This window comes from Candidatus Enterococcus ikei (assembly GCF_017316105.1).
In the GTDB taxonomy this organism is placed as follows: domain Bacteria; phylum Bacillota; class Bacilli; order Lactobacillales; family Enterococcaceae; genus Enterococcus_L; species Enterococcus_L ikei.
In genome coordinates, this window is record NZ_JAFLWD010000011.1 from 36,063 (window position 1) to 54,432 (window position 18,370).

General features: G+C 35.5%; 15 protein-coding genes and 1 CRISPR repeat array. Of the genes, 4 read left to right on the top strand and 11 right to left on the bottom strand.

Annotated features, from left to right (window positions below; genetic code table 11):
* Positions 1 to 141: 141 nt before the first annotated feature.
* From JZO69_RS05680 to cas3, 8 genes are all read right to left on the bottom strand, one after another.
* A complete protein-coding gene (locus JZO69_RS05680) occupies positions 142 to 1,233 on the bottom strand; it encodes a tyrosine-type recombinase/integrase (protein WP_207111922.1) in 1,092 nt (363 codons plus the stop codon).
* Between the two features lie 669 nt (positions 1,234 to 1,902).
* Positions 1,903 to 2,544: direct repeats of the CRISPR family, unit length 33 nt; unit sequence ATTTCAATCCACTAGCTCTAAACAGAGCTAGAC.
* 171 nt (positions 2,545 to 2,715) lie between these two features.
* Positions 2,716 to 3,006 carry a CRISPR-associated endonuclease Cas2 gene (gene cas2, locus JZO69_RS05685; RefSeq protein WP_069653990.1) on the bottom strand — a complete coding sequence of 97 codons (291 nt, stop codon included), beginning with the start codon at positions 3,004 to 3,006 and terminating at the stop codon, positions 2,716 to 2,718.
* A gap of 9 nt (positions 3,007 to 3,015) precedes the next feature.
* Positions 3,016 to 4,044, bottom strand: coding sequence for a type I-C CRISPR-associated endonuclease Cas1c (gene cas1c / locus JZO69_RS05690; RefSeq protein WP_207111923.1), 1,029 nt, complete (start codon positions 4,042 to 4,044; stop codon positions 3,016 to 3,018).
* Positions 4,041 to 4,694: a CRISPR-associated protein Cas4 gene (gene cas4, locus JZO69_RS05695; RefSeq protein ID WP_207111924.1), complete on the bottom strand. Its 654-nt coding sequence runs from the start codon at positions 4,692 to 4,694 to the stop codon at positions 4,041 to 4,043. The genes cas1c and cas4 overlap by 4 nt, the downstream gene beginning before the upstream one ends.
* Before the next feature lies 1 nt (position 4,695).
* A complete protein-coding gene (gene cas7c / locus JZO69_RS05700) occupies positions 4,696 to 5,559 on the bottom strand; it encodes a type I-C CRISPR-associated protein Cas7/Csd2 (protein WP_207111925.1) in 864 nt (287 codons plus the stop codon).
* Between the two features lie 3 nt (positions 5,560 to 5,562).
* Entirely contained in the window at positions 5,563 to 7,485 is a 1,923-nt protein-coding gene (cas8c, locus tag JZO69_RS05705; RefSeq protein ID WP_207111926.1) for a type I-C CRISPR-associated protein Cas8c/Csd1, read from the bottom strand.
* Positions 7,485 to 8,216: a type I-C CRISPR-associated protein Cas5c gene (gene cas5c / locus JZO69_RS05710; RefSeq protein ID WP_207111927.1), complete on the bottom strand. Its 732-nt coding sequence runs from the start codon at positions 8,214 to 8,216 to the stop codon at positions 7,485 to 7,487. The genes cas8c and cas5c overlap by 1 nt, the downstream gene beginning before the upstream one ends.
* 65 nt (positions 8,217 to 8,281) lie before the next feature.
* The gene (cas3, locus tag JZO69_RS05715; RefSeq protein WP_207111928.1) at positions 8,282 to 10,717 is read right to left on the bottom strand and encodes a CRISPR-associated helicase Cas3'; all 2,436 of its coding nucleotides are present in this window, start codon (positions 10,715 to 10,717) and stop codon (positions 8,282 to 8,284) included.
* 1,424 nt (positions 10,718 to 12,141) lie between these two features.
* Here cas3 and JZO69_RS05720 point away from each other — a divergent pair.
* Positions 12,142 to 12,414 carry a hypothetical protein gene (locus tag JZO69_RS05720; RefSeq protein WP_207111929.1) on the top strand — a complete coding sequence of 91 codons (273 nt, stop codon included), beginning with the start codon at positions 12,142 to 12,144 and terminating at the stop codon, positions 12,412 to 12,414.
* 60 nt (positions 12,415 to 12,474) lie between these two features.
* Here the strand turns inward: JZO69_RS05720 and JZO69_RS05725 are convergent, their stop codons facing one another.
* The 3 genes from JZO69_RS05725 to JZO69_RS05735 form a co-directional block, all read right to left on the bottom strand.
* Positions 12,475 to 13,095, bottom strand: a complete 621-nt coding sequence (locus tag JZO69_RS05725) for a DJ-1/PfpI family protein (RefSeq protein WP_207111930.1) — start codon at positions 13,093 to 13,095, stop codon at positions 12,475 to 12,477.
* 90 nt (positions 13,096 to 13,185) lie between these two features.
* Positions 13,186 to 14,124, bottom strand: coding sequence for a helix-turn-helix transcriptional regulator (locus JZO69_RS05730; protein ID WP_207111931.1), 939 nt, complete (start codon positions 14,122 to 14,124; stop codon positions 13,186 to 13,188).
* Between the two features lie 20 nt (positions 14,125 to 14,144).
* Positions 14,145 to 14,801: a Crp/Fnr family transcriptional regulator gene (locus JZO69_RS05735; protein ID WP_207111932.1), complete on the bottom strand. Its 657-nt coding sequence runs from the start codon at positions 14,799 to 14,801 to the stop codon at positions 14,145 to 14,147.
* A gap of 257 nt (positions 14,802 to 15,058) precedes the next feature.
* Here JZO69_RS05735 and JZO69_RS05740 point away from each other — a divergent pair, with 257 nt between their 5' ends.
* From JZO69_RS05740 to JZO69_RS05750, 3 genes are all read left to right on the top strand, one after another.
* Complete coding sequence (locus JZO69_RS05740) at positions 15,059 to 16,264, top strand: MFS transporter (protein WP_207111933.1); 1,206 nt, start codon at positions 15,059 to 15,061, stop codon at positions 16,262 to 16,264.
* 26 nt (positions 16,265 to 16,290) lie between these two features.
* Entirely contained in the window at positions 16,291 to 16,470 is a 180-nt protein-coding gene (locus JZO69_RS05745; RefSeq protein WP_207111934.1) for a hypothetical protein, read from the top strand.
* A 244-nt stretch (positions 16,471 to 16,714) separates the two neighbouring features.
* Positions 16,715 to 18,211, top strand: a complete 1,497-nt coding sequence (locus JZO69_RS05750) for a helix-turn-helix domain-containing protein (protein WP_207111935.1) — start codon at positions 16,715 to 16,717, stop codon at positions 18,209 to 18,211.
* The last annotated feature ends 159 nt before the right edge of the window (positions 18,212 to 18,370 follow it).

The window sequence follows — 18,370 nt, forward strand, 5'->3', positions numbered from 1 at the left end:
TTTAGTCAGAATCAAAAAGACCAGAACTCTTTAGGTAAAATAGAGTCAATTAAATCTTTATTTCAAAAAAGGTGCATTAAATGAAAAATAAAAAAAGACTCTCTACTTTCCAAACATGATAATTTTTGAAAAGTAGAGAGACTAACTGATTAAATTGATGGCTTTTCTTTTTTCGGACATAAAAGAATTCACATAAACATCTAGCGTCATTTTAGTAGAATGATGCCCCAACAAAGCACTGATTGTTGCTATATTCACTCCTTTTTCTAGGCAACGCGTAGCAAAACTGTGTCTAAGTTGATGAAAACGAATGCTTGTAAAATGGAAACTTTGACATATTTTTTTTAGCCATATTGAAATCAAACGAGGTTCAGCTGGTTTATTGCCTCCTAACACGAAATCACCATTACTTTTTTGTTTTTGTTCACTCAAAAGTTGACTGAGATTCTCAGAAAGTGGAATCGTTCGTTTAGAAGTACTACTTTTAGGTGTTCCTTCAACAATTTTGGTTTTTTTGTTTACACCATTCATCATTTGTATTCTTTGAATCGTACGTTGGACTGTAAGTATGTTGGCCGAAAAATCAATGTCCTCCCACTTTAATCCAGCGATTTCTCCGATTCTCATGCCCGTTTCTAAGGCTAATATAATCGCAAGCCCCTTAGGATGTGCGGCAGCTTTTTCTTTTAGTTTCGTTTGCTCCTCTGATGTAATTGCCTTTATATTATTCGGCGTTTTTTTAGGTAAAATGACATATTTGCAAGGATTTTCTAGAATCAGTTCCCTTTTTACTGCAGCTGTACAGCACGACATCAATACTTGATAGACAATTCGAACAGAATTAGGAGACAGGTGCTCCTCAATTTTTTTGATCCAGTCATTTAAATTGACCGTTGTGATCATTTGTAAAGGAAGGGCACCCAAAAAGGGCAGAATGTGTTTTGTCATTTTATTTGTGTAACTAGCATACGTGCTGGGCTTCAGCTGTCCTTGTATCTCAGTTAACCAACACATTGCCCAATCATTAAGTGTGCCTTGATAGGCAATTGTTTTAAAGGTATAATTATAAGAATACAGTGACTTCATTGTTGAGAGTCTTTCTTTTAAATCCAGATATGTTTTATTATAGACATAGCCGTATATGGCACTTCCATCACTTTTTCTTCCTTTTATGTATCTTCCTTCCCAACGACCATCTTTTCGTTTATAAATATTTTCACCTTTTCTTACCATAAATCATTTCCCCCTTCAGTTTATTTTGACGGCGATTTGACGGCGAATAAAAATTATTGTATAACTGTCAATAAATAATGAGATATAAAAGTGAACACAATGATTAAAATACAAAAAAATACATAAAACAGTGTTGACAAACTGAACAAAACATTATATTATCAGCTTAAGAGCTTGGAAAAAACATTATTTCAATGATTTTCTTGTTTGTTAATATAACAAGAAAAAATTATTTTAAATAACATAAATAAAATAATTTTCTTCTAAAAAAAACCTTTTCAGATCCTTTTTTTATTTATTCGTTCTGATGTGTAGGTTTGTATATTATTTGAGTTATCTATAGATATCACGGGGACTTACTTTTTAGGTCTTTTTTTGTTTAAGGATTATGTGTAGTTTAGATAAGTGAGTAAAATGACTAGATTGACACACGAACATTAATGACACCGTGTCACTCTATTATACCTTTTAAAAATATAACTTCTAGTTCTACTTTTGTTGAAGCTTTTTTAATAAACAAAAAAGAAGACAACCAAGCTAACGTGCTTGGTTGTCTTCTTTTAGTTGTTTTATTTAGATGGAGGTTATACTGGGTGAGCCACGCTACGCTCACAACATCTATACATGGTTAGGCATCGTTTGGTCATCTTTTGAGTTTAAGAAGTTAGCATTTCAAATGTCTGGCTCTAAACAGAGCTAGACAAGGACGTAAGTTGGACGAGTTCGAGGTTGGGGATCATTTCAATCCACTAGCTCTAAACAGAGCTAGACATTATGGTATTGATCTAGAGTCAGCGATAATCCAATTTCAATCCACTAGCTCTAAACAGAGCTAGACCACGAGATACTTAACATGCTGTTAAAATGCGCAGGATTTCAATCCACTAGCTCTAAACAGAGCTAGACTTTTTTAAATATAGAGTAGATGATTTGATAATGTATTTCAATCCACTAGCTCTAAACAGAGCTAGACTGGTATAATTATTTCGAAAGCGAGGTGGATTTATTATTTCAATCCACTAGCTCTAAACAGAGCTAGACAGCATCGATATAGGCTTTACAATCTCTAAGAAGCATTTCAATCCACTAGCTCTAAACAGAGCTAGACACTTCTGTGTCAGGCACCTTAGATGCTATTAATGATTTCAATCCACTAGCTCTAAACAGAGCTAGACGGTGAGGTTCGCGATGCTGAACTAGAAGCTATTACTATTTCAATCCACTAGCTCTAAACAGAGCTAGACTTTAAACATTGGTACAGAAGCAATTTTGACCAAAATTTCAATCCACTAGCTCTAAACAGAGCTAGACTGTGAAAATGACAAAAATACATGACATATTTTTGTATTCCAACAAAAAATCATTTGTAAAATTAAATTCACATGAGAAAAACAGCTTTTTATTGATAAAAAACAGCTAATTTATGGTGCGGGTCTCCCAGCGATTTCATGTGCACTTAGGGTTCGCACTTAATTTTTCTACTTAAAATATCAATGGAGCTTCTACATCAAAGCTTTCCTTTGCTCCTATGTGCTCCACTTTATTTTGATAATTATTTCCTAATCGATAAATACGTAAACTATCTAATTCTTCATCAATCAAATCAACTAGTTCTTTCTTCAACTTCGTCAACTCTGTCGCATCGACAACACATTCAAAGACAGAATTCTGGACACGTTGCCCGTAATCTTGACATTTCTTTGCTACTTTCCTCAAACGACGAGTGCCATTTTTGGAACTTGTTGCTACATCATAAGTGATCAATACTAACATACCTCTCACCTACTTCCATAAAAATGGCGGATAGCCATCTAAATCATCTCTTAAAAACCGACTGAGCAACAATGCCTGAGCATAAGGAACTAATCCCCAATTGATTTTCTCACCTAAAAATGGATGCTGAATTTGCTCCTGTTTCTTTTCTTGCCACTTTTGAAAAAAGGTTCGCCGACCAGCATCTGTCAAAATCACAGCACCGCTTTCTTTTTTTACAAAATCCTTTTCTGTCACCATTTTTTTATTAATCAACGTCAAGACAAAACGATCCGCATAAATTCCTCGTAGTTCTTCCATCAAATCTAATGCTAATGAAGCTCTCCCAGGTCGATCTCGATGCATAAAACCAACATAAGGATCAAGCCCAACAGTTTCTAAAGCCGCTGCACATTCTTGGGCTAACAACGTATAGGCCAAAGAAAGCATCGCATTTACATTATCCAAAGGTGGGCGGCGATTTCGCCCATAATAACCAAAATCACTTTTCTGCTGTAAAATCATTTGGTCAAACAAAAGAAAATAGCGATTTGCTGCTTGCCCTTCAATTCCTCTTAATGATTCTAAATCGCCAACTTGACGAATATCTTCAATATATTTTTTTAATTCTCCAGAAATTTGTTTAAAGCGCTCAACATCAACTCTCATCGGATTTTCTCTAGTCATTCGCTCTAGCATCCAACGTTGATTATACAATTTACCAATAATAAAATGACGAGCAATTTCCAAACTTTCTGCTTCACTGTCTGATAGACGATATTGCTTTTTCCGCAACGTGACATTACCAGTTGTGCCACCGGTCACTCGACTGCCAAACTTACCAGAATTCGTTAAAAAGGTTATGCCTATATTTTTTTCAGCGCATTTACGCATCAACGCTGGACTCGCACCTAAATAACCAGAAGTGACAATCGCTTCTATATTATGAAGTGGGACTCTGTTTTTCTGTTCATCTATTTTGACAACAATATTCTCACCGTCTAAAGCTAAATAGGCATCTCGGGTTGTTATAAACAGGGTATTCAACAGTTTTTTCATTCACATAACCTCCGATCTAAATAGCCTTTGACTGTTTGAACATTCATTAGTTTAGGTAGACAGATATTTTGTAGGGAACATTTTTTGCAAAAATTACCCGTTTTGACTTTGGGCGTATAGCGTCTTTGCCAGTATTGATGCATTTCTGCTACGTTTTTTTGTAATTCTTCTCGTAAAGCAGGCGTGATTTCGATTTCTTCTCTACGTTTTGTTTCATGATAGTAGAGATACCCTTTCGACACTTCGCAAACAAGCATTTCTTCTAAGCAAACGGCTTGTGCGGTTAATTGTAAAATATCACTTAATTCTTGTTTTGGCTTTCCATGTTTGTATTCAACAGGAATCGGTGAAAATGTTCCAACTTCCCCGTTTAAAGGCACGCCATTTGGATCTTGCACAAATTCCACCACATCACAGATTCCGGTAATTCCTAAGGTTGGTGAATGGATTGGCAATGCACGAACGATCAATCGATCTTTACGCTTTTCTCGAATGGTCGGCTGATCGGCTTTTTCGTGTAGATATTGTCCTTCTAGCGTTAAAACATTTTCTTGCCATTGTTGTTCGATATGAATCAACGCCCATTGACGACGGCAAAAGAGAAAATGTTGGATACCTGAAATCATCAAATAATCTTGTTCATCGTACATCTTATAGCCCTTCGATAACGGTCAGCTCGATTCCTTCTAGTGGTTCAACTGTTACTTTGTAATCATCGAATGATTTTGCACGATCAACTTCAGGAATTTTTTCGATTTTTACAGAGCGATGGACTTTTGCGGATGATGCTTTGCCCATTTTGCTTGGGTGCTCCCACCAGTAAACTTTTTCTACAGCCATACTACCATCTGGTCGAGCAGAGGACGCGTCATTTTCGAAAAGCGTGGTTAGGGCTTCTTTGATTTTTTCTGCATCTGCTTCGGTAAAACCTGTTTTTTCAGCTAGTTGGACATTGATACTACCGTTGAAGACGTAAACGCCGAAGTCCACGAAATGTTTGGTTCCCATGGTGTCAGAGCTTTTTCCGCCACCCTCACTGACTGAATTGACACTTTTCGTGATTTGCATTGTATTAATGTCGATTGGTTCAAGGCTGACTGCAGTTTGGATGGAAACTGGGCCACGAACACCTACAGAAAGTTCCAATCCCTTAAAAGCAAATACCTGTCCGAAACTACGCGTATCAATCCACGTTTCACAAGCTACCTCACTAAAGCGATTGACATCAGCTTTCTTTTTATCCGCAGCAATTTTATTTAATTCTTCAATTGAATCCACTCGGTCTTTCAAACTCTTGAGTCCATCATCTGCACGATCATCAGACTGGACAAAAATTCTTTCGCCTAAATCTTGCAGACGATTGCGAATTTTACGTTTGATGGCTACATCCGAAATTTCACCATACCCTTCAAAGTTTTGACGTGGTCGGTTTCCGTTTAATGGATCACCGTTTGGATTTGCGTTTGTTACTGATGTGATTACTTTAAAGTCGATTTTGTGTGTTAAAACTGTCATGGTTTATTCCTCCGTTTTCTCTTCTGCTTTTTTCTTTAAATCAGCTCGCTGACTGTAATAACCTAATAAATATTTGCCATCTAAAGCCTTATCTGTATATTGTTCAAGATCAAAAGAAGCACCAATTTCATCTAATAATTTTTGATAATAGCTTCCCTTACCTCTTAATCTCGCTTGGTATGGAATCAAATTTTCTTGAATGATTTTCCATGTTTTCAACGGATGATTACTAAACGCATTCATGTAACGAATCGCATTTGTACTTCTATTAATTCCCGCTTTATACAACGCACGCTCTTCCAAAACATCTGCTACTGCCAACATTCTCCCAAATAAATAATTGCGATCTGTTTCATTTTTATCTAATGCCACATTTTTTTCCTCCTTTTTAAAATTAAAATGCTTTTTCATTACAGCACAAGTAATACTTAACGTTTTTTCCCATTCCCATTTTTCCATACTTACAGGATTTGACGTTCGTTGCAGGAGCTTCCTAACTAGATTTATCGGAATCATTTTTCCATCTACAACACAAGGAAATAGTTCATGGATTGTATTTTTGATCAAAGTGTCACTTGCTCGTGCACCGTAAGCTGCTTCAGCGATATCTCTAAGTGACGGAGCGCCCCAAAATGTGTAGCGTTGTTTGTTCTTACTACCGTAAGTGTGGCGCCAGAAACAAGTTTGATGCCACGCTTCAATTCGAGTAAAGTATTGTTCTTTTTCAAAAGAACGATAGTATAAAATCCCCATTCTTCCAGGGGTAGCAGCATCTAAAATCATGATGTAGATTGATTCATGGTAGGCAAGCTTTACGCTATACCCATTCAAGGCTCTCTTAAATAACTCAGAAAATTGTTGATGTGTTGTCTCTGGATTTAGTAGAATTTTTGCTTCTTCATCTTTAGCATAAATAGCATCAAAATCAAGAAAATCAGCACTTGATTCTTCTGGATTAGGCACCTCTGTTTCTTTTCTTCCCCACGTTAAGAAGACTCGTCCGTCCAAAATAAATGCTTGTTTACCAATTAGCCATTTCAACGCATTATGTCCTTTTTGAGAGACTTCATAACTAATCGAAGCGACTTGATTTTTGTCAGTAAAACGACCTTTATACGTAAAATTTGTAGAATCATTTCCTGAGATTAATTTTGCCATATCTCCGCCATAGCGTACTTTTGAAGGATGGTTTTCTGTGAGTGGTAACATTTCTCCAGTAACATAATCTAGCCCTTCATTCGTCAGTTCGTTTGTATAATAAGCAACAAATGAATCAATTATTTCTTTATCTCCCCAGAGTGGTCGTTTTTCTTTTCCATGTTCTTGGACAGCAAATCGAACAAATGAGGTTGATTGCTCACCAACTACTACACTAAATAACGGCGGCTTCTCACCTAGTTCAGCTTCAAGCTCTTTTGACCATTTTGGAATCAATTGATGATTTTTCTCGACCATTACATTCGCTTGCACTAGATCTTCAATCAAGTGCCCTTTTTCTAAATACTGCAGCACACTTTTAACAGCTGTCTGGGAATAATCTGATTCGCACCATGCCCGTAAATTTTCTAAATACATCTGATAAGAATTTTTCCCAGCTTTATTCTTTTTGTAAATACCACCATATTTCTCGAAATCACCCGCAACATAGACTAAATTATCATGGATTAAATGTGGTGCAGACGTTGAACCAGCTCTTCCAGCTGACTCAATGGTTACTGGAATCATTGTTTGTGCCTCATCTTTCGGCACAACATTTGCTGCATAAAATTCACCATCTGGCGTAACCGTGACTTCTATCTGCGCATTTTGATAGGCATGGGCGATTGGTAATAAAACAATTTCTTTGCCATAAGATGTTCGCTGAACTTTCCCTACTTGGTCTTCATTTTCTTTGTACGTTTGGTACAAGTCATTTAACCAACTCATTATTCAACCTCCTGTTCCAAAGTTTCAAATAACTGATCGACAGTTTCGATATCTGTTGGTCCAAATACTTTTGCCTGCATTGTTCTAAGTGATCGAACTAAAGTACATTCTTCTGGACGTTGAAACTTAATGATGCCTTTTTCCATAATCGGACGCCACAAACGAACAGCCAACTCATCTGTCCCCGTTTCATCTGGATAGGATAGTCCATGCACCATCGTGCCAAAATGTAACTCTCCTTCATAATCGTCATAGTGACCTTTAGCTCTACCAAACTCCACTGGTTCCACGTAACCTTGGCATTCTCTAGTTCCTAAAAAAACATCTCTTCTTCCACCAGCTTTGATCGACCGTTTCAAAATTTGATAATGCTTATCTTCATTCCAATCCCCTTTTAAATCTGGACGATGTTGATTAAACTCAAAATGAACCTTTACTTCATAGACAGGCTTTTTCAAATACGTATAGTATGCTAAATCACTGGCACTGCTATCGTTATATTTCATTGGACGCATTCCTTTAGATTCCATTTGAATCGAGTTCATCACGCGAACTTCATCAATGTAATAAACAATCGATGGTTTCCAGTAGATACTTTCTGTAATTCCTTTTAGGGCTTGATAGGTGGGGACTTGATAGGTCATTTTTTCACCACCCATTTTTGTCAAAGGGTCAGTAAAAAGAGCATACTCACCTTCTACTCTAAAAGAAATTTGATTTTTATATTTCACTGTTAACTCCTCCTTAATATAAAAGCGTAGCGGGTTCGTCCAACTCCTCGCGAAGCTAGATAACATTAAAAACCTATATAACCACTTGCCGCTTCCGCTTCTAAATCGATACCAAATTTCAAATCGTATGCATTACTCGTAAGGGCTAAAACATCTCCATTTAGAAGTGGATAGATACTGCTAGTTTTTTGAAGTTCCATCAGTTCATGCTGAAAAACATTAACCATATATTGCTGTGCTTTTTTCAACGTGGGGGCGTACTCTTCGGGTCTTAACTCACCATTTAAATCCGCAATCAGTTCATTTCCTTCTTTATATGGAACAAGCACCGATGTTGTTGGACTATCGATGACTTGAAAATATTTCCCTACGGTTTTTGGACTACTTCTAAACGCTAAATTAGGAGCAGAACCGTGTGTTCGCTTATAATGCTCAAGCGCATTAGCACCTTCTCCCAATAAACTAAATAAATTCAATGATGTCTTTTTAACAGGATAGTTTAATTCATTCTCAAAACAATCATAATAGCGATCAAAATACCGTTTTTGAAGATCATGCGAGAGTAGTTCCTCTTGTTCGACTTCCTTGTTTTCTTTAAGAATATCAAGAGTAATTCCTTGTCCTTGTTTAATCTCTGGTAGATGAGTCAGATTTTCAAGATCAGCTGAAAGATTGACTAGGTATACTGGTTGTTGTTTGGTTTCTCCATGTCGATTACAACGTCCTGCTGCTTGGGCAATTGAATCTAGGCCGGCTACTGAACGAATCACGGATTGAAAACTGATATCTACGCCAGCTTCAATTAATTGGGTTGTGATACAGATCAATTTCGTTTTACTACTTTTTAGTTTTTCACGTAATTCATCCAATAAATTTTTCCGATGTTTGGCACACATTGAAGTACTCAAATGATACAATTCAATATTTTCTAATTGCTGCTCTTCCAAATATTGATATAGACTTCTAACAGCTTTTTTTGTATTTAAAATAATCAGTAAATTATCTTTCTCGGCTAAAATCCCTTGGCTGAAATCAGCTAAATTTTCAAGCTTCCATGGTTCATCTGTTGTTCGGTCAATGACCTCTACTCGTTTAAACTTGGCCTCTACTTCTGATAAGTTAGAAACCATTTCTCCGTCGTATTCCTTGTCTAATGCTCTGCCGACACTTTCTAACGATGGTTGAGTCGCTGTGCATAAGACACTTGTGGTTGCTCCATATTTTTTCAAAAAATTCAAGCTTTCGTTGAATAAATGCGTGCAATTTGTTGGCACTCCTTGCGCTTCATCAAAAATTATCACGGCATTTGTCAAATTATGAAAACGGCGTGGATTTCGAGTGCCTCGACTGTAAATCGTATTTAGAAACTGCACCATCGTAGTAAAAATCACAGGGCTTTCCCAATTATCTTTCATTAATGCTTGTTTTTGTTCTAACGCTTCTTTTTCTGCCTCTGATTCTTCTGAATCTCCTTTTTTAGATTCCTCTTGATCCGTAAAAACATTCGAATGATGCTCTAGAATATTTATTTCATCTTTTAAAATCTCTCGGACTGTCGCAGCATTTTGCTCGATAATTGTTGTGAATGGCACGACATAAATGATGCGCTCTTTTCCATGTTTGATCGCGTGATTTAAGGCAAATCGTAAACTGGCTAACGTTTTCCCACCTCCTGTTGGAATCGAGAGCGTATAAATCCCCGTCTCTCTTTCAGCAAAGTTTTTGCATTGGTCAGACATCTGCCCACGAAGTTGATTGATTGGCGTGTCAGCGGTGAAAGTTGAAATGTATTCTTCTAAAGTATCACTATAAGATTTCAGTAAGGCTTGATTTTCATGTGCCATAAATTGTTTGTTTTCTTCAAATAGCATCGTATTCGTTCGGTCAGCATCCAGTAAGCAACTATAAATAAATTTCAAAAGGAAAAATGTATCATTTTGTTTGACTCTACTTTTTCCATTTAATTGATAAAACCCTTTCAATTCTTCTATAGCTTCTAACAGTAATAGTTGAAATTGTTCTTCTGACATTATTTCTTCAAAAAATCGAGTTTTAATCCGCTCATAGTCAACAAACTCTATTTCTGCTACTCGCCTAAGATAATCAGAGGTCGCTTCTCCTTCTGGGGTAAAAAAATCTTGCAAACCACGGCTGCTATGATGAGAGATGATCGCATTGCCCACCAATTCAGCAAGAATATATGAAAATGGCTCACGAGTATTTTTGTGGCAATAATCAAAAAGAAGTTTACCGCCAGCTGTTGAATGATCCACGCTACCACGTGTCACACTTTTCGGATCATTAACAGCTTTCTTCAAATATTCTTGAAATTCGGTGGAATATTTTCCCAAATCGTGAAGTAGACCAGCTAAGTAGCCTGTCTTTCTTAGACCAATCTTTGCTCCCCAATCACCGCTTAAGGTGGCACATTCTAATAGATGATCTTTTAACAATTGCTTTTCGCCATCTGACTTTCTTACATGTGCTATTAATTTATCCATACTCAGACTCCTTAATTATTTCCTAAATGTCTTAAATACATTATATCATTTATAAAAAAAAGAACTATCTAAAATTTTAAATAGTTGGATTAATTTTTTGAATTAAAGAACAAAAGATAGATAAGTATTAATACTATCAATAACAGGATAAGTAAAACAGAAAAATTAATTTGAACAGCCCAAAGTTTATCTGCCGTAACTACAATGAGTGCACTAATAGCTACCAATAACAATTTTTTACTATCTTCTCTATTAATCATTTAATTAATATCCTTTCTCCTACATCCAAAACGATCTATTCTAAACACTGAATTGAACACATTAAATATTTACTAATTAATTGTACAACATAAAAACTATATGGTCAATAATTCTTTTCTAATTAGGTGAAATAAAAATCATATGATATAATTCAAATAGCTTGTATAGAGTACCTGTCACATTTTAAATGTGTGGATTGAAATAATTCTGTGTTTAGTACTTAATGGTATTATCAGCCTAAATTTTAGAATTTAGGCTGATGTTCATTTATCTAGTTCAATCTATTCTCCATAAATTAAACTATCAAGAAAGAAAAATTTGACTCCTCTCTTCTTTTCATGTACCTTACAGGTAGAAAATAATAAGCCAATGGCTTCACCAAAGCCCTCATCACTCCTCGAAAGTGATAGGGTTTATTTTGGCTCTTAGCTACTTTCTAGTCTTGCCGATTATCATGTCAATGTTTGAACAGTCCCAAAATCACTCCAACACTAATCCTCCATTTCAAAAAAATTTTTGTTATTTTTCCTTATATATAAGGAGCATGATTTTCGTGTTATTTAATGCCTTACCACAAAAAAATCCATTGTGAACCAGCCACTCTTTATGTATAATAAAATGCATAGGATAGAAATAACTAACATTAAAAATAAATAAATTGGCTCTTCGTGGTCTGGCGCCAACCAAACCGGAAGCCTTGTTTAAACAGCAATCCCTGTAAAACAACTTTGCCAATAGCGAAAGGATCGATCTATTTTTTGTTGTACACTCATTACAGTGACGACACATTTTATAGTTTCTTTATCTTGCCTATTTGTAGACGATTACAGGTAACCTGTGGATCGTCTTTTTTTATTTCTATCCTGCTATATTTGAGAAAAAGAAAAAAGGCACTTCATTTTTCGGCGCCAACCGTTCAATGAAGCCCCGAATAGAAAGCAATCCCTCTCTATCCAAGTTGCCCATTTACCAGTACCGTAGTACCAGCTTCTTTATTGTACCTAATTCTTGTAAGAATTTCTAGACACTTTTAAAATTTTTCTCCGAATGCTCAAAGAAGTTCCCGACATACTGGTCATAATTCAACAATAGAGACGGACAGCTTTAACCATTTTCTTTTGCTCTACATACAAAAATCAAACAAAGAGAAAAGGAGCATTCCCATGAAAAATTCCGTCATCTGCATCAAAACTGTCCCTTATCAAGAGATTCTAAATCTTCGAGATTCACTCGAGCGTTTAGAATCTTGGAAAGAACCGCTAGAAGTTTTGGAAAAGTATTTTACAAATTCAACTACACCAATCAATAAAAAGCAAGTAGTCAAACAATACTATGCAAGTGCAAAATTGTTTGAAACCTTTCATAAAGAGTATGCGCTTTTGATAGCCGAATCACAAAATCAATTAGCGAGTATTACACAAAATCAAAAGATCTAATCAAAAAATAAAAAGGAACACTTTTTGCGTACTTTGTTATTACATGGGGCAAAATTACTTTTAACCAATATGATCAGTACCAGCATTTCTCAGTTCTTGTTTTATTGCTTCATAATAACCTAACTTGTAAAAGTTATACCACTGTTCTACTTCTTTCTCAGGCATTGCTTGAAGTGCCAGCAAAATTTCTTTTGCAAACTCTAAATGCCCAGTGCCATTGGCTGTAATCAGGTTATTTTCTCTTATTGCTTGGACTTCTACATACTGGTTTGCACCCGTATAGTTCGCGCCAGCATAATCTTGTAAGTCTTGTAATTGGTTGCTCGTATGTTTATGATCATTTAGTAAACCAATACTTCCCAGATAAACAGTCGCATCACAAATCGCGGCGATCACGGCACCTTGTTGTTCCGCTTTTTCTACTAAAGCATCGACTTCTTTTGCTTTATCCGAGCGCCAAGACTTTCCGCCAATTAAAACCAAGGCACCAAACTCTTTTTGGCTCGCTTCGGCAAGTGTATAATCCGGCAATGTAGAAAATCCGCCCATTGATTGAATGGCTTGTTTTTCATTTGAAACTGTTTTAACCGTGAACCCTTCTTCCTGATTCAGTACAGCCGCAATTGAGGCCGCTTCCCAATCTGCATATTCTTCTAACAACACAAAAAGCACTTCTGTCATGTTTCATTCCTCCTATTATGTTAAGTTCTTGTCTTAGAACTCAATTATCTCTTGGAATTCATCATACAACAGAAGTGTGACAACTGATTGTCAGCTTTTATAAAAAAAATACATTTTTTCGATTTTCGCTTTGACTGCTTCAACGATTATCGGTGGTTCAATGACTCGTACCTTATCTTGGAAACGTAAAATGAAATCAACTGTTTTCTCTTGATTAATCAGCGGAAATACGATGGTCCCAACAGCCGTGGCTTCATCTTGTTCTTTAAAAAATTCTGCGCCAAGCTTGTCGATCAAGTATAATTTATCTTTTTGCTCATACGTCAAAATAACTTGCTGTGTTTCTGGTGTCACCATTGAATCCAAATCATCTATTCTGGATTCTACGGTCAACTTTATGACTTCTAGCGGCCTAGGTTCAAATCCCTCATCTAGCAAATCATACGTTTGAATCCTTGTTAGTTTAAACAAGCGAAAAGCCTTTCTTTTTAAACAAAAACCATAAAGGTACCAATGAGAAGCCTTAAAAACAAGTTTATATGGTTCTATTTTCCTCTCCGAATATCCCTTTTTGGAATGATATTGAATGACGATAAGTCGTTGCATTGCTATTGCTTGTCGTAAATCGTTTAGCTTATTTTTCCCTTCGTTTGGTGTAAACCAAGAAGAGAGATCAATCAATAAATCACTTTGGGGTTGCTGTATTTTTGTGTTTGGTGCAATTTTTGCTAGTAAGGGGCTGATATCCGCGGATGTTGAGATGCTTTGAATTGCTGAAAGTCCCGTCAATATAGTCGAAATATCTTCCGTTGAAAAAATATGTTTATTCACTTTATAGCCTTCAACGATGCCATAACCACCAGAAATTCCCGAATAAGAAATAATCGGAATCCCAGCTAGATTCAGCGTTTCAATATCACGGTAAATCGTTCGTTTAGACACTTCCAGCCGTTCAGCTAAACATTTGGCCGTCATGCGATCATTTGCCGCTAACAAATTTACTAGACTTAGTAGACGATCGATTTTCATACTTTCTCCTTTTCATACCTCTACAAAATAATATTATCCTTCAAAATCTCCATATCTGTAATCACTATCTTTCGATCCTGAATCTTAATTGCGCCCAAATCCTTCAACTGCTGCATCATTCGATTGACACTACTAGCCGAAGTGATTCCACAAAAATGAGCAATTTCTTCATTCGTCACAACAAAATCAACCAATAAGCCATCTTCTACCTGCACACCAAACGTATCATACAACTCATAAATCTGCGTGCAAACTGCACCAAATTTTCCATTCATCAACATTTGCTGCATCTTCTTCATTGAATACATCAAGCGAACACGATAATAATCTTTCACATACATCTGCAGTTCTTTGCTTTGATTGATATCCTTCCAAAATTGAACTCGATCGATTTGATATAATTCTGCCTGATCTGATTCAATTCGAATATTAAATGGTGCATCGATAAACTGAGAATATTCATCCCTCAATAAAGAAACGATCTCCAAACTATTGATATATCTCAAATTGAACTCTCGTCCATCAGGAGAAATAACACTGGTTTTGATAATACCGCTCTTCAAAATATACGCATAACGATCCTGTAACCCTTCATATGTAAGATAGGTTCTTTTTTTCTTCACTACTATAGGAAATGAATGTTTATCTAAGTATTCTTGTAATACATGGCTGTCCATTAGTTGGCTCCTCATCGTTTTTTGAAAATTTTCTGTACAAATAATTGCTAGTCTTATTTAAAAGGATAACACATCGAAAAACAATAACAAATGTATATGACTTTTGTTGTGTTTTTTTGTTAATAGCTTTTTTTAAAAACAAATCCGCATTTTTTTTAGTGACTTTTTTCGTATAGTATCTATACAACTGGCTTTCAGAAAAGAATTGTAACTTGCAATTTAAGCTTATCACAACAAGAAAGAAGGAACTCTCTACAATGACGGAACATTCAGAAGAAAAATTATTTAACAAAGGCTTTATCAGTATTACATTGATCAATTTTGTGGTCTATCTCGTGTACTATTTATTGATGGTGATCATTGCAGTAATTGCACAAGATACGCTTCACGCCTCTTTAGGTCAAGCAGGTCTTGCTTCTGGGATTTATATTATCGGCACTTTAATTGCTCGTTTATTCATGGGAAAAATGTTGGAACTACTCGGTAGAAAAGCTGTTTTGCGGTATGGTACCTTGTTTTACCTTATCACAACGATCGCGTATCTTTATATTCCTAGTATTGGCATTCTTTACCTTGTTCGTTTGTTGAATGGTTTTGGCTATGGAACAGTTTCGACAGCAACAAATGCGATCGTAACTGCTTATATTCCAAAATCAAAACATGGTGAAGGCATTAATTATTATGGATTAAGTACAAGTTTAGCTGCGGCGATTGGTCCATTTATCGGAATGGTTTTATTAAATACAATGAGTTTTTATTTTATTATTTTGTTTTCGATCGTACTAATTTTCTTGACTACGATTGCTTGTTTTGCCTTCCCTGTAAAAAATATTCAATTAAGTCCTGAACATAAAGCGAGTTTGTCTCGTTGGACTTTTGACAGTTTTATTGAAAAGAAAGTTTTATTTATCTCATTTATCGCCTTTTTGATGGGTCTTTCTTATTCCAGTGTGTTATCATTCCTTTCTTCTTACGCTAAAGCAATCGATCTTGTCGGTGCAAGTTCATTTTTCTTTGTCGTTTATGCTTTAGTTATTACTGCCACTCGTCCATTGTCTGGCCGAATCTTTGATGCACATGGTGAAAATGCTGTTATGTATCCTAGTTTTATTTTTCTAACTGTTGGTTTGTTGTTCCTAAGTATGACTACAACAAGCTGGATGCTACTTGTTTCTGGTGGTTTGATTGGATTAGGATACGGTACATTTATGTCAAATGGACAAGCCGTTTGTCTAAAGGCCAGTCCTACCAGTCATCGTATCGGAATTGCTTTGTCTACTTATTTTATCGGGTTAGATTTAGGACTTGGTGTCGGTCCTTATCTTTTAGGTGAGTTGCGTACTATCTTGTCATTTTCAGGTTTGTATATGGTCGCTAGCAGTATTCCAGTCATTTGCATTATTCTTTATGCGCTATTTTATCGATCAAAAGCGACTGTTCACGATAGCTTTTCAGCAGAATAAATACAATATAAAAAAGGAGAATCATGATGAATACAGATGAACGTATGTTAGAAGTTTTACAAAAAACACTAGTAAAAATCGAAGAATTAAATACACGTCTAGGTCATATTGAAAGTGATCTTACGTCTATAGATACCTATCAAACCAATATAGATCGCTATGCTCGAGAGATCAAGCTAGCAACTGAAAATAATAATATCATGTGATAACAAACCACAGGTAAACTATAGATAGTAAACAAGCGAGTAAAAAATCATGCCTCCGTAGGATTTTTTACTCGCTTGTTTGTGTATTACATCCCATTGTATAATTCCACTAATATCATTACTTAAACATTAAAATTAAATAAAAAAAAGATATAATTTGAAAAATATTTCACAATTTTTCAAATTAAACCTTGGATTATATCAATAGAAGTATTATCATTCATTGAGGGAGGAGGAATAATCTATGAAAAATTTTTTTATGAAGAAAAATGATCAGCAGAAATTTGAGATTTTTAAACTGATTCGCTTTAGTCAAGAGGGAATTTCTGGCTATTCTATTTCCAAAAAAATAGATCTTTCTTTGAACCTTGTTTATCGAAAAATTAAAATGCTCAGTGATGATTTAAATGAATTATTTGAACCTGGTGATGTTTGTATCGTAAAAACCGATGTGCTCTACACGATTGTTGTAAAAGACACTTTAAACGTCAGCTTTGTCATTGATACGTTAAGACTACACTATATTCAACAATCACATGAATATTTGATTTTCCGAACCGTATTATTGAAATACTACACGAGTGTCGAAGCCTTATCTCAAGACATCAATTTGAGTATCGCGCACACTTATAAAAGCTTAACCACCATCAACAAAGCATTAAATAGTTTTAAAATCGAACTAAATTTCCCTGGTGATAATACACAAGTTAATTTTGAAGGAGCAGAAATTCATATTCGCCTTTTTCTTTTCTATTTTTATTGGAATGTATTTAAAGGACTTGTTTGGCCTTTTAGAAAAACGCTAGAGCATATGGAACATATTGAATTACCAATAGAAAATATTCCAGATTCACAACAAATCCGTCTAAGATATTTTCAAGCTTTAAGCGCTTGGCGCATTCGCTATAGAGGGGTTCTCGTACACATTGAACCAGATTTTTTAGCTATTATTACGTTACTTAATAAGGTACACCCTATAACATTTTCACTTGACTTAGCTATTTCTGGAGAAGCGCTTGTTCAGGAAGAAAGCTACTTTGCCTTTTTGTGTCGAATTTTTATATATGATATTGATACCCATGATCAAAAACTAGAAACTGCTGAAGTATTTATTCAATCAGATTTACCGCTTGCTAAGAGCTGCACATTTCTTCTGGACAGTGTCTACGAAGCGTATAACGTGACACCAAATCGTCAGGAGTATCTTTTTTCTTATTACTCTCTTTTACTTGGACTAACTTCTATTACGTATTTACAAATTGATAATGCTGATTTACTTGAAAATGATCAAAATATTTCAAATCTAGGTCATAAATTTGCTGACTTTCCTCAGATGGAAGCAGAACTTGCCGCACTTGCTAAAAAACTTTTTTCCGAAGATCGTTCGTTGCAATCATTAGAGTCAAAAGGCTTTTTAACCTATATCGTTTACTTATTTTATTTCATTTTAGACAGTTCTAAAAAAACAGAGACATTAAATATTTACGTTCAATATTCAAAAAACCACTTTACTACAGAGGAAATCAAAAATAGTCTCTTGACGTTCTTTAATCCAGAATTGATTCGTTTTGTTTCAAATATCGAAGATTCAGATGTTCTTATTTCGGATTGTGACGAAAAAGACTATCCTAACAATGATTTTTTTTATTTTGAAAATCCAGTAAATACAAATGATTGGCATGCTTTGATCAATTATATCAACAATAAAGCGTATAATAAGTGTTTTTATAAACAGTTTTAGCTTAAAACAATAGAACCTGAATAAACTGGGAGGAAAAAGCAACTACTACGTTACGTTGTACATCACATAGAACGAAGTGATTCGATGCAACACACTACAATGACAGTGAAGGAGACCGTCTTTTGTAGGGACTCGAAGTCCATGAGGTCATGATCGATC

What these genes read in the sequence shown, in the direction of transcription:
- cas7c (WP_207111925.1), bottom strand. Translation starts at nt 5,559, where the DNA reads ATGACAGTTTTAACACACAAAATCGACTTTAAAGTAATCACATCAGTA.
- JZO69_RS05740 (WP_207111933.1), top strand. Translation starts at nt 15,059, where the DNA reads ATGACGGAACATTCAGAAGAAAAATTATTTAACAAAGGCTTTATCAGT.
- JZO69_RS05680 (WP_207111922.1), bottom strand. Translation starts at nt 1,233, where the DNA reads ATGGTAAGAAAAGGTGAAAATATTTATAAACGAAAAGATGGTCGTTGG.
- cas2 (WP_069653990.1), bottom strand. Translation starts at nt 3,006, where the DNA reads ATGTTAGTATTGATCACTTATGATGTAGCAACAAGTTCCAAAAATGGC.
- cas3 (WP_207111928.1), bottom strand. Translation starts at nt 10,717, where the DNA reads ATGGATAAATTAATAGCACATGTAAGAAAGTCAGATGGCGAAAAGCAA.
- cas1c (WP_207111923.1), bottom strand. Translation starts at nt 4,044, where the DNA reads ATGAAAAAACTGTTGAATACCCTGTTTATAACAACCCGAGATGCCTAT.
- JZO69_RS05745 (WP_207111934.1), top strand. Translation starts at nt 16,291, where the DNA reads ATGAATACAGATGAACGTATGTTAGAAGTTTTACAAAAAACACTAGTA.
- JZO69_RS05725 (WP_207111930.1), bottom strand. Translation starts at nt 13,095, where the DNA reads ATGACAGAAGTGCTTTTTGTGTTGTTAGAAGAATATGCAGATTGGGAA.
- cas8c (WP_207111926.1), bottom strand. Translation starts at nt 7,485, where the DNA reads ATGAGTTGGTTAAATGACTTGTACCAAACGTACAAAGAAAATGAAGAC.
- JZO69_RS05735 (WP_207111932.1), bottom strand. Translation starts at nt 14,801, where the DNA reads ATGGACAGCCATGTATTACAAGAATACTTAGATAAACATTCATTTCCT.
- JZO69_RS05720 (WP_207111929.1), top strand. Translation starts at nt 12,142, where the DNA reads ATGAAAAATTCCGTCATCTGCATCAAAACTGTCCCTTATCAAGAGATT.
- cas4 (WP_207111924.1), bottom strand. Translation starts at nt 4,694, where the DNA reads ATGTACGATGAACAAGATTATTTGATGATTTCAGGTATCCAACATTTT.
- JZO69_RS05750 (WP_207111935.1), top strand. Translation starts at nt 16,715, where the DNA reads ATGAAAAATTTTTTTATGAAGAAAAATGATCAGCAGAAATTTGAGATT.
- JZO69_RS05730 (WP_207111931.1), bottom strand. Translation starts at nt 14,124, where the DNA reads ATGAAAATCGATCGTCTACTAAGTCTAGTAAATTTGTTAGCGGCAAAT.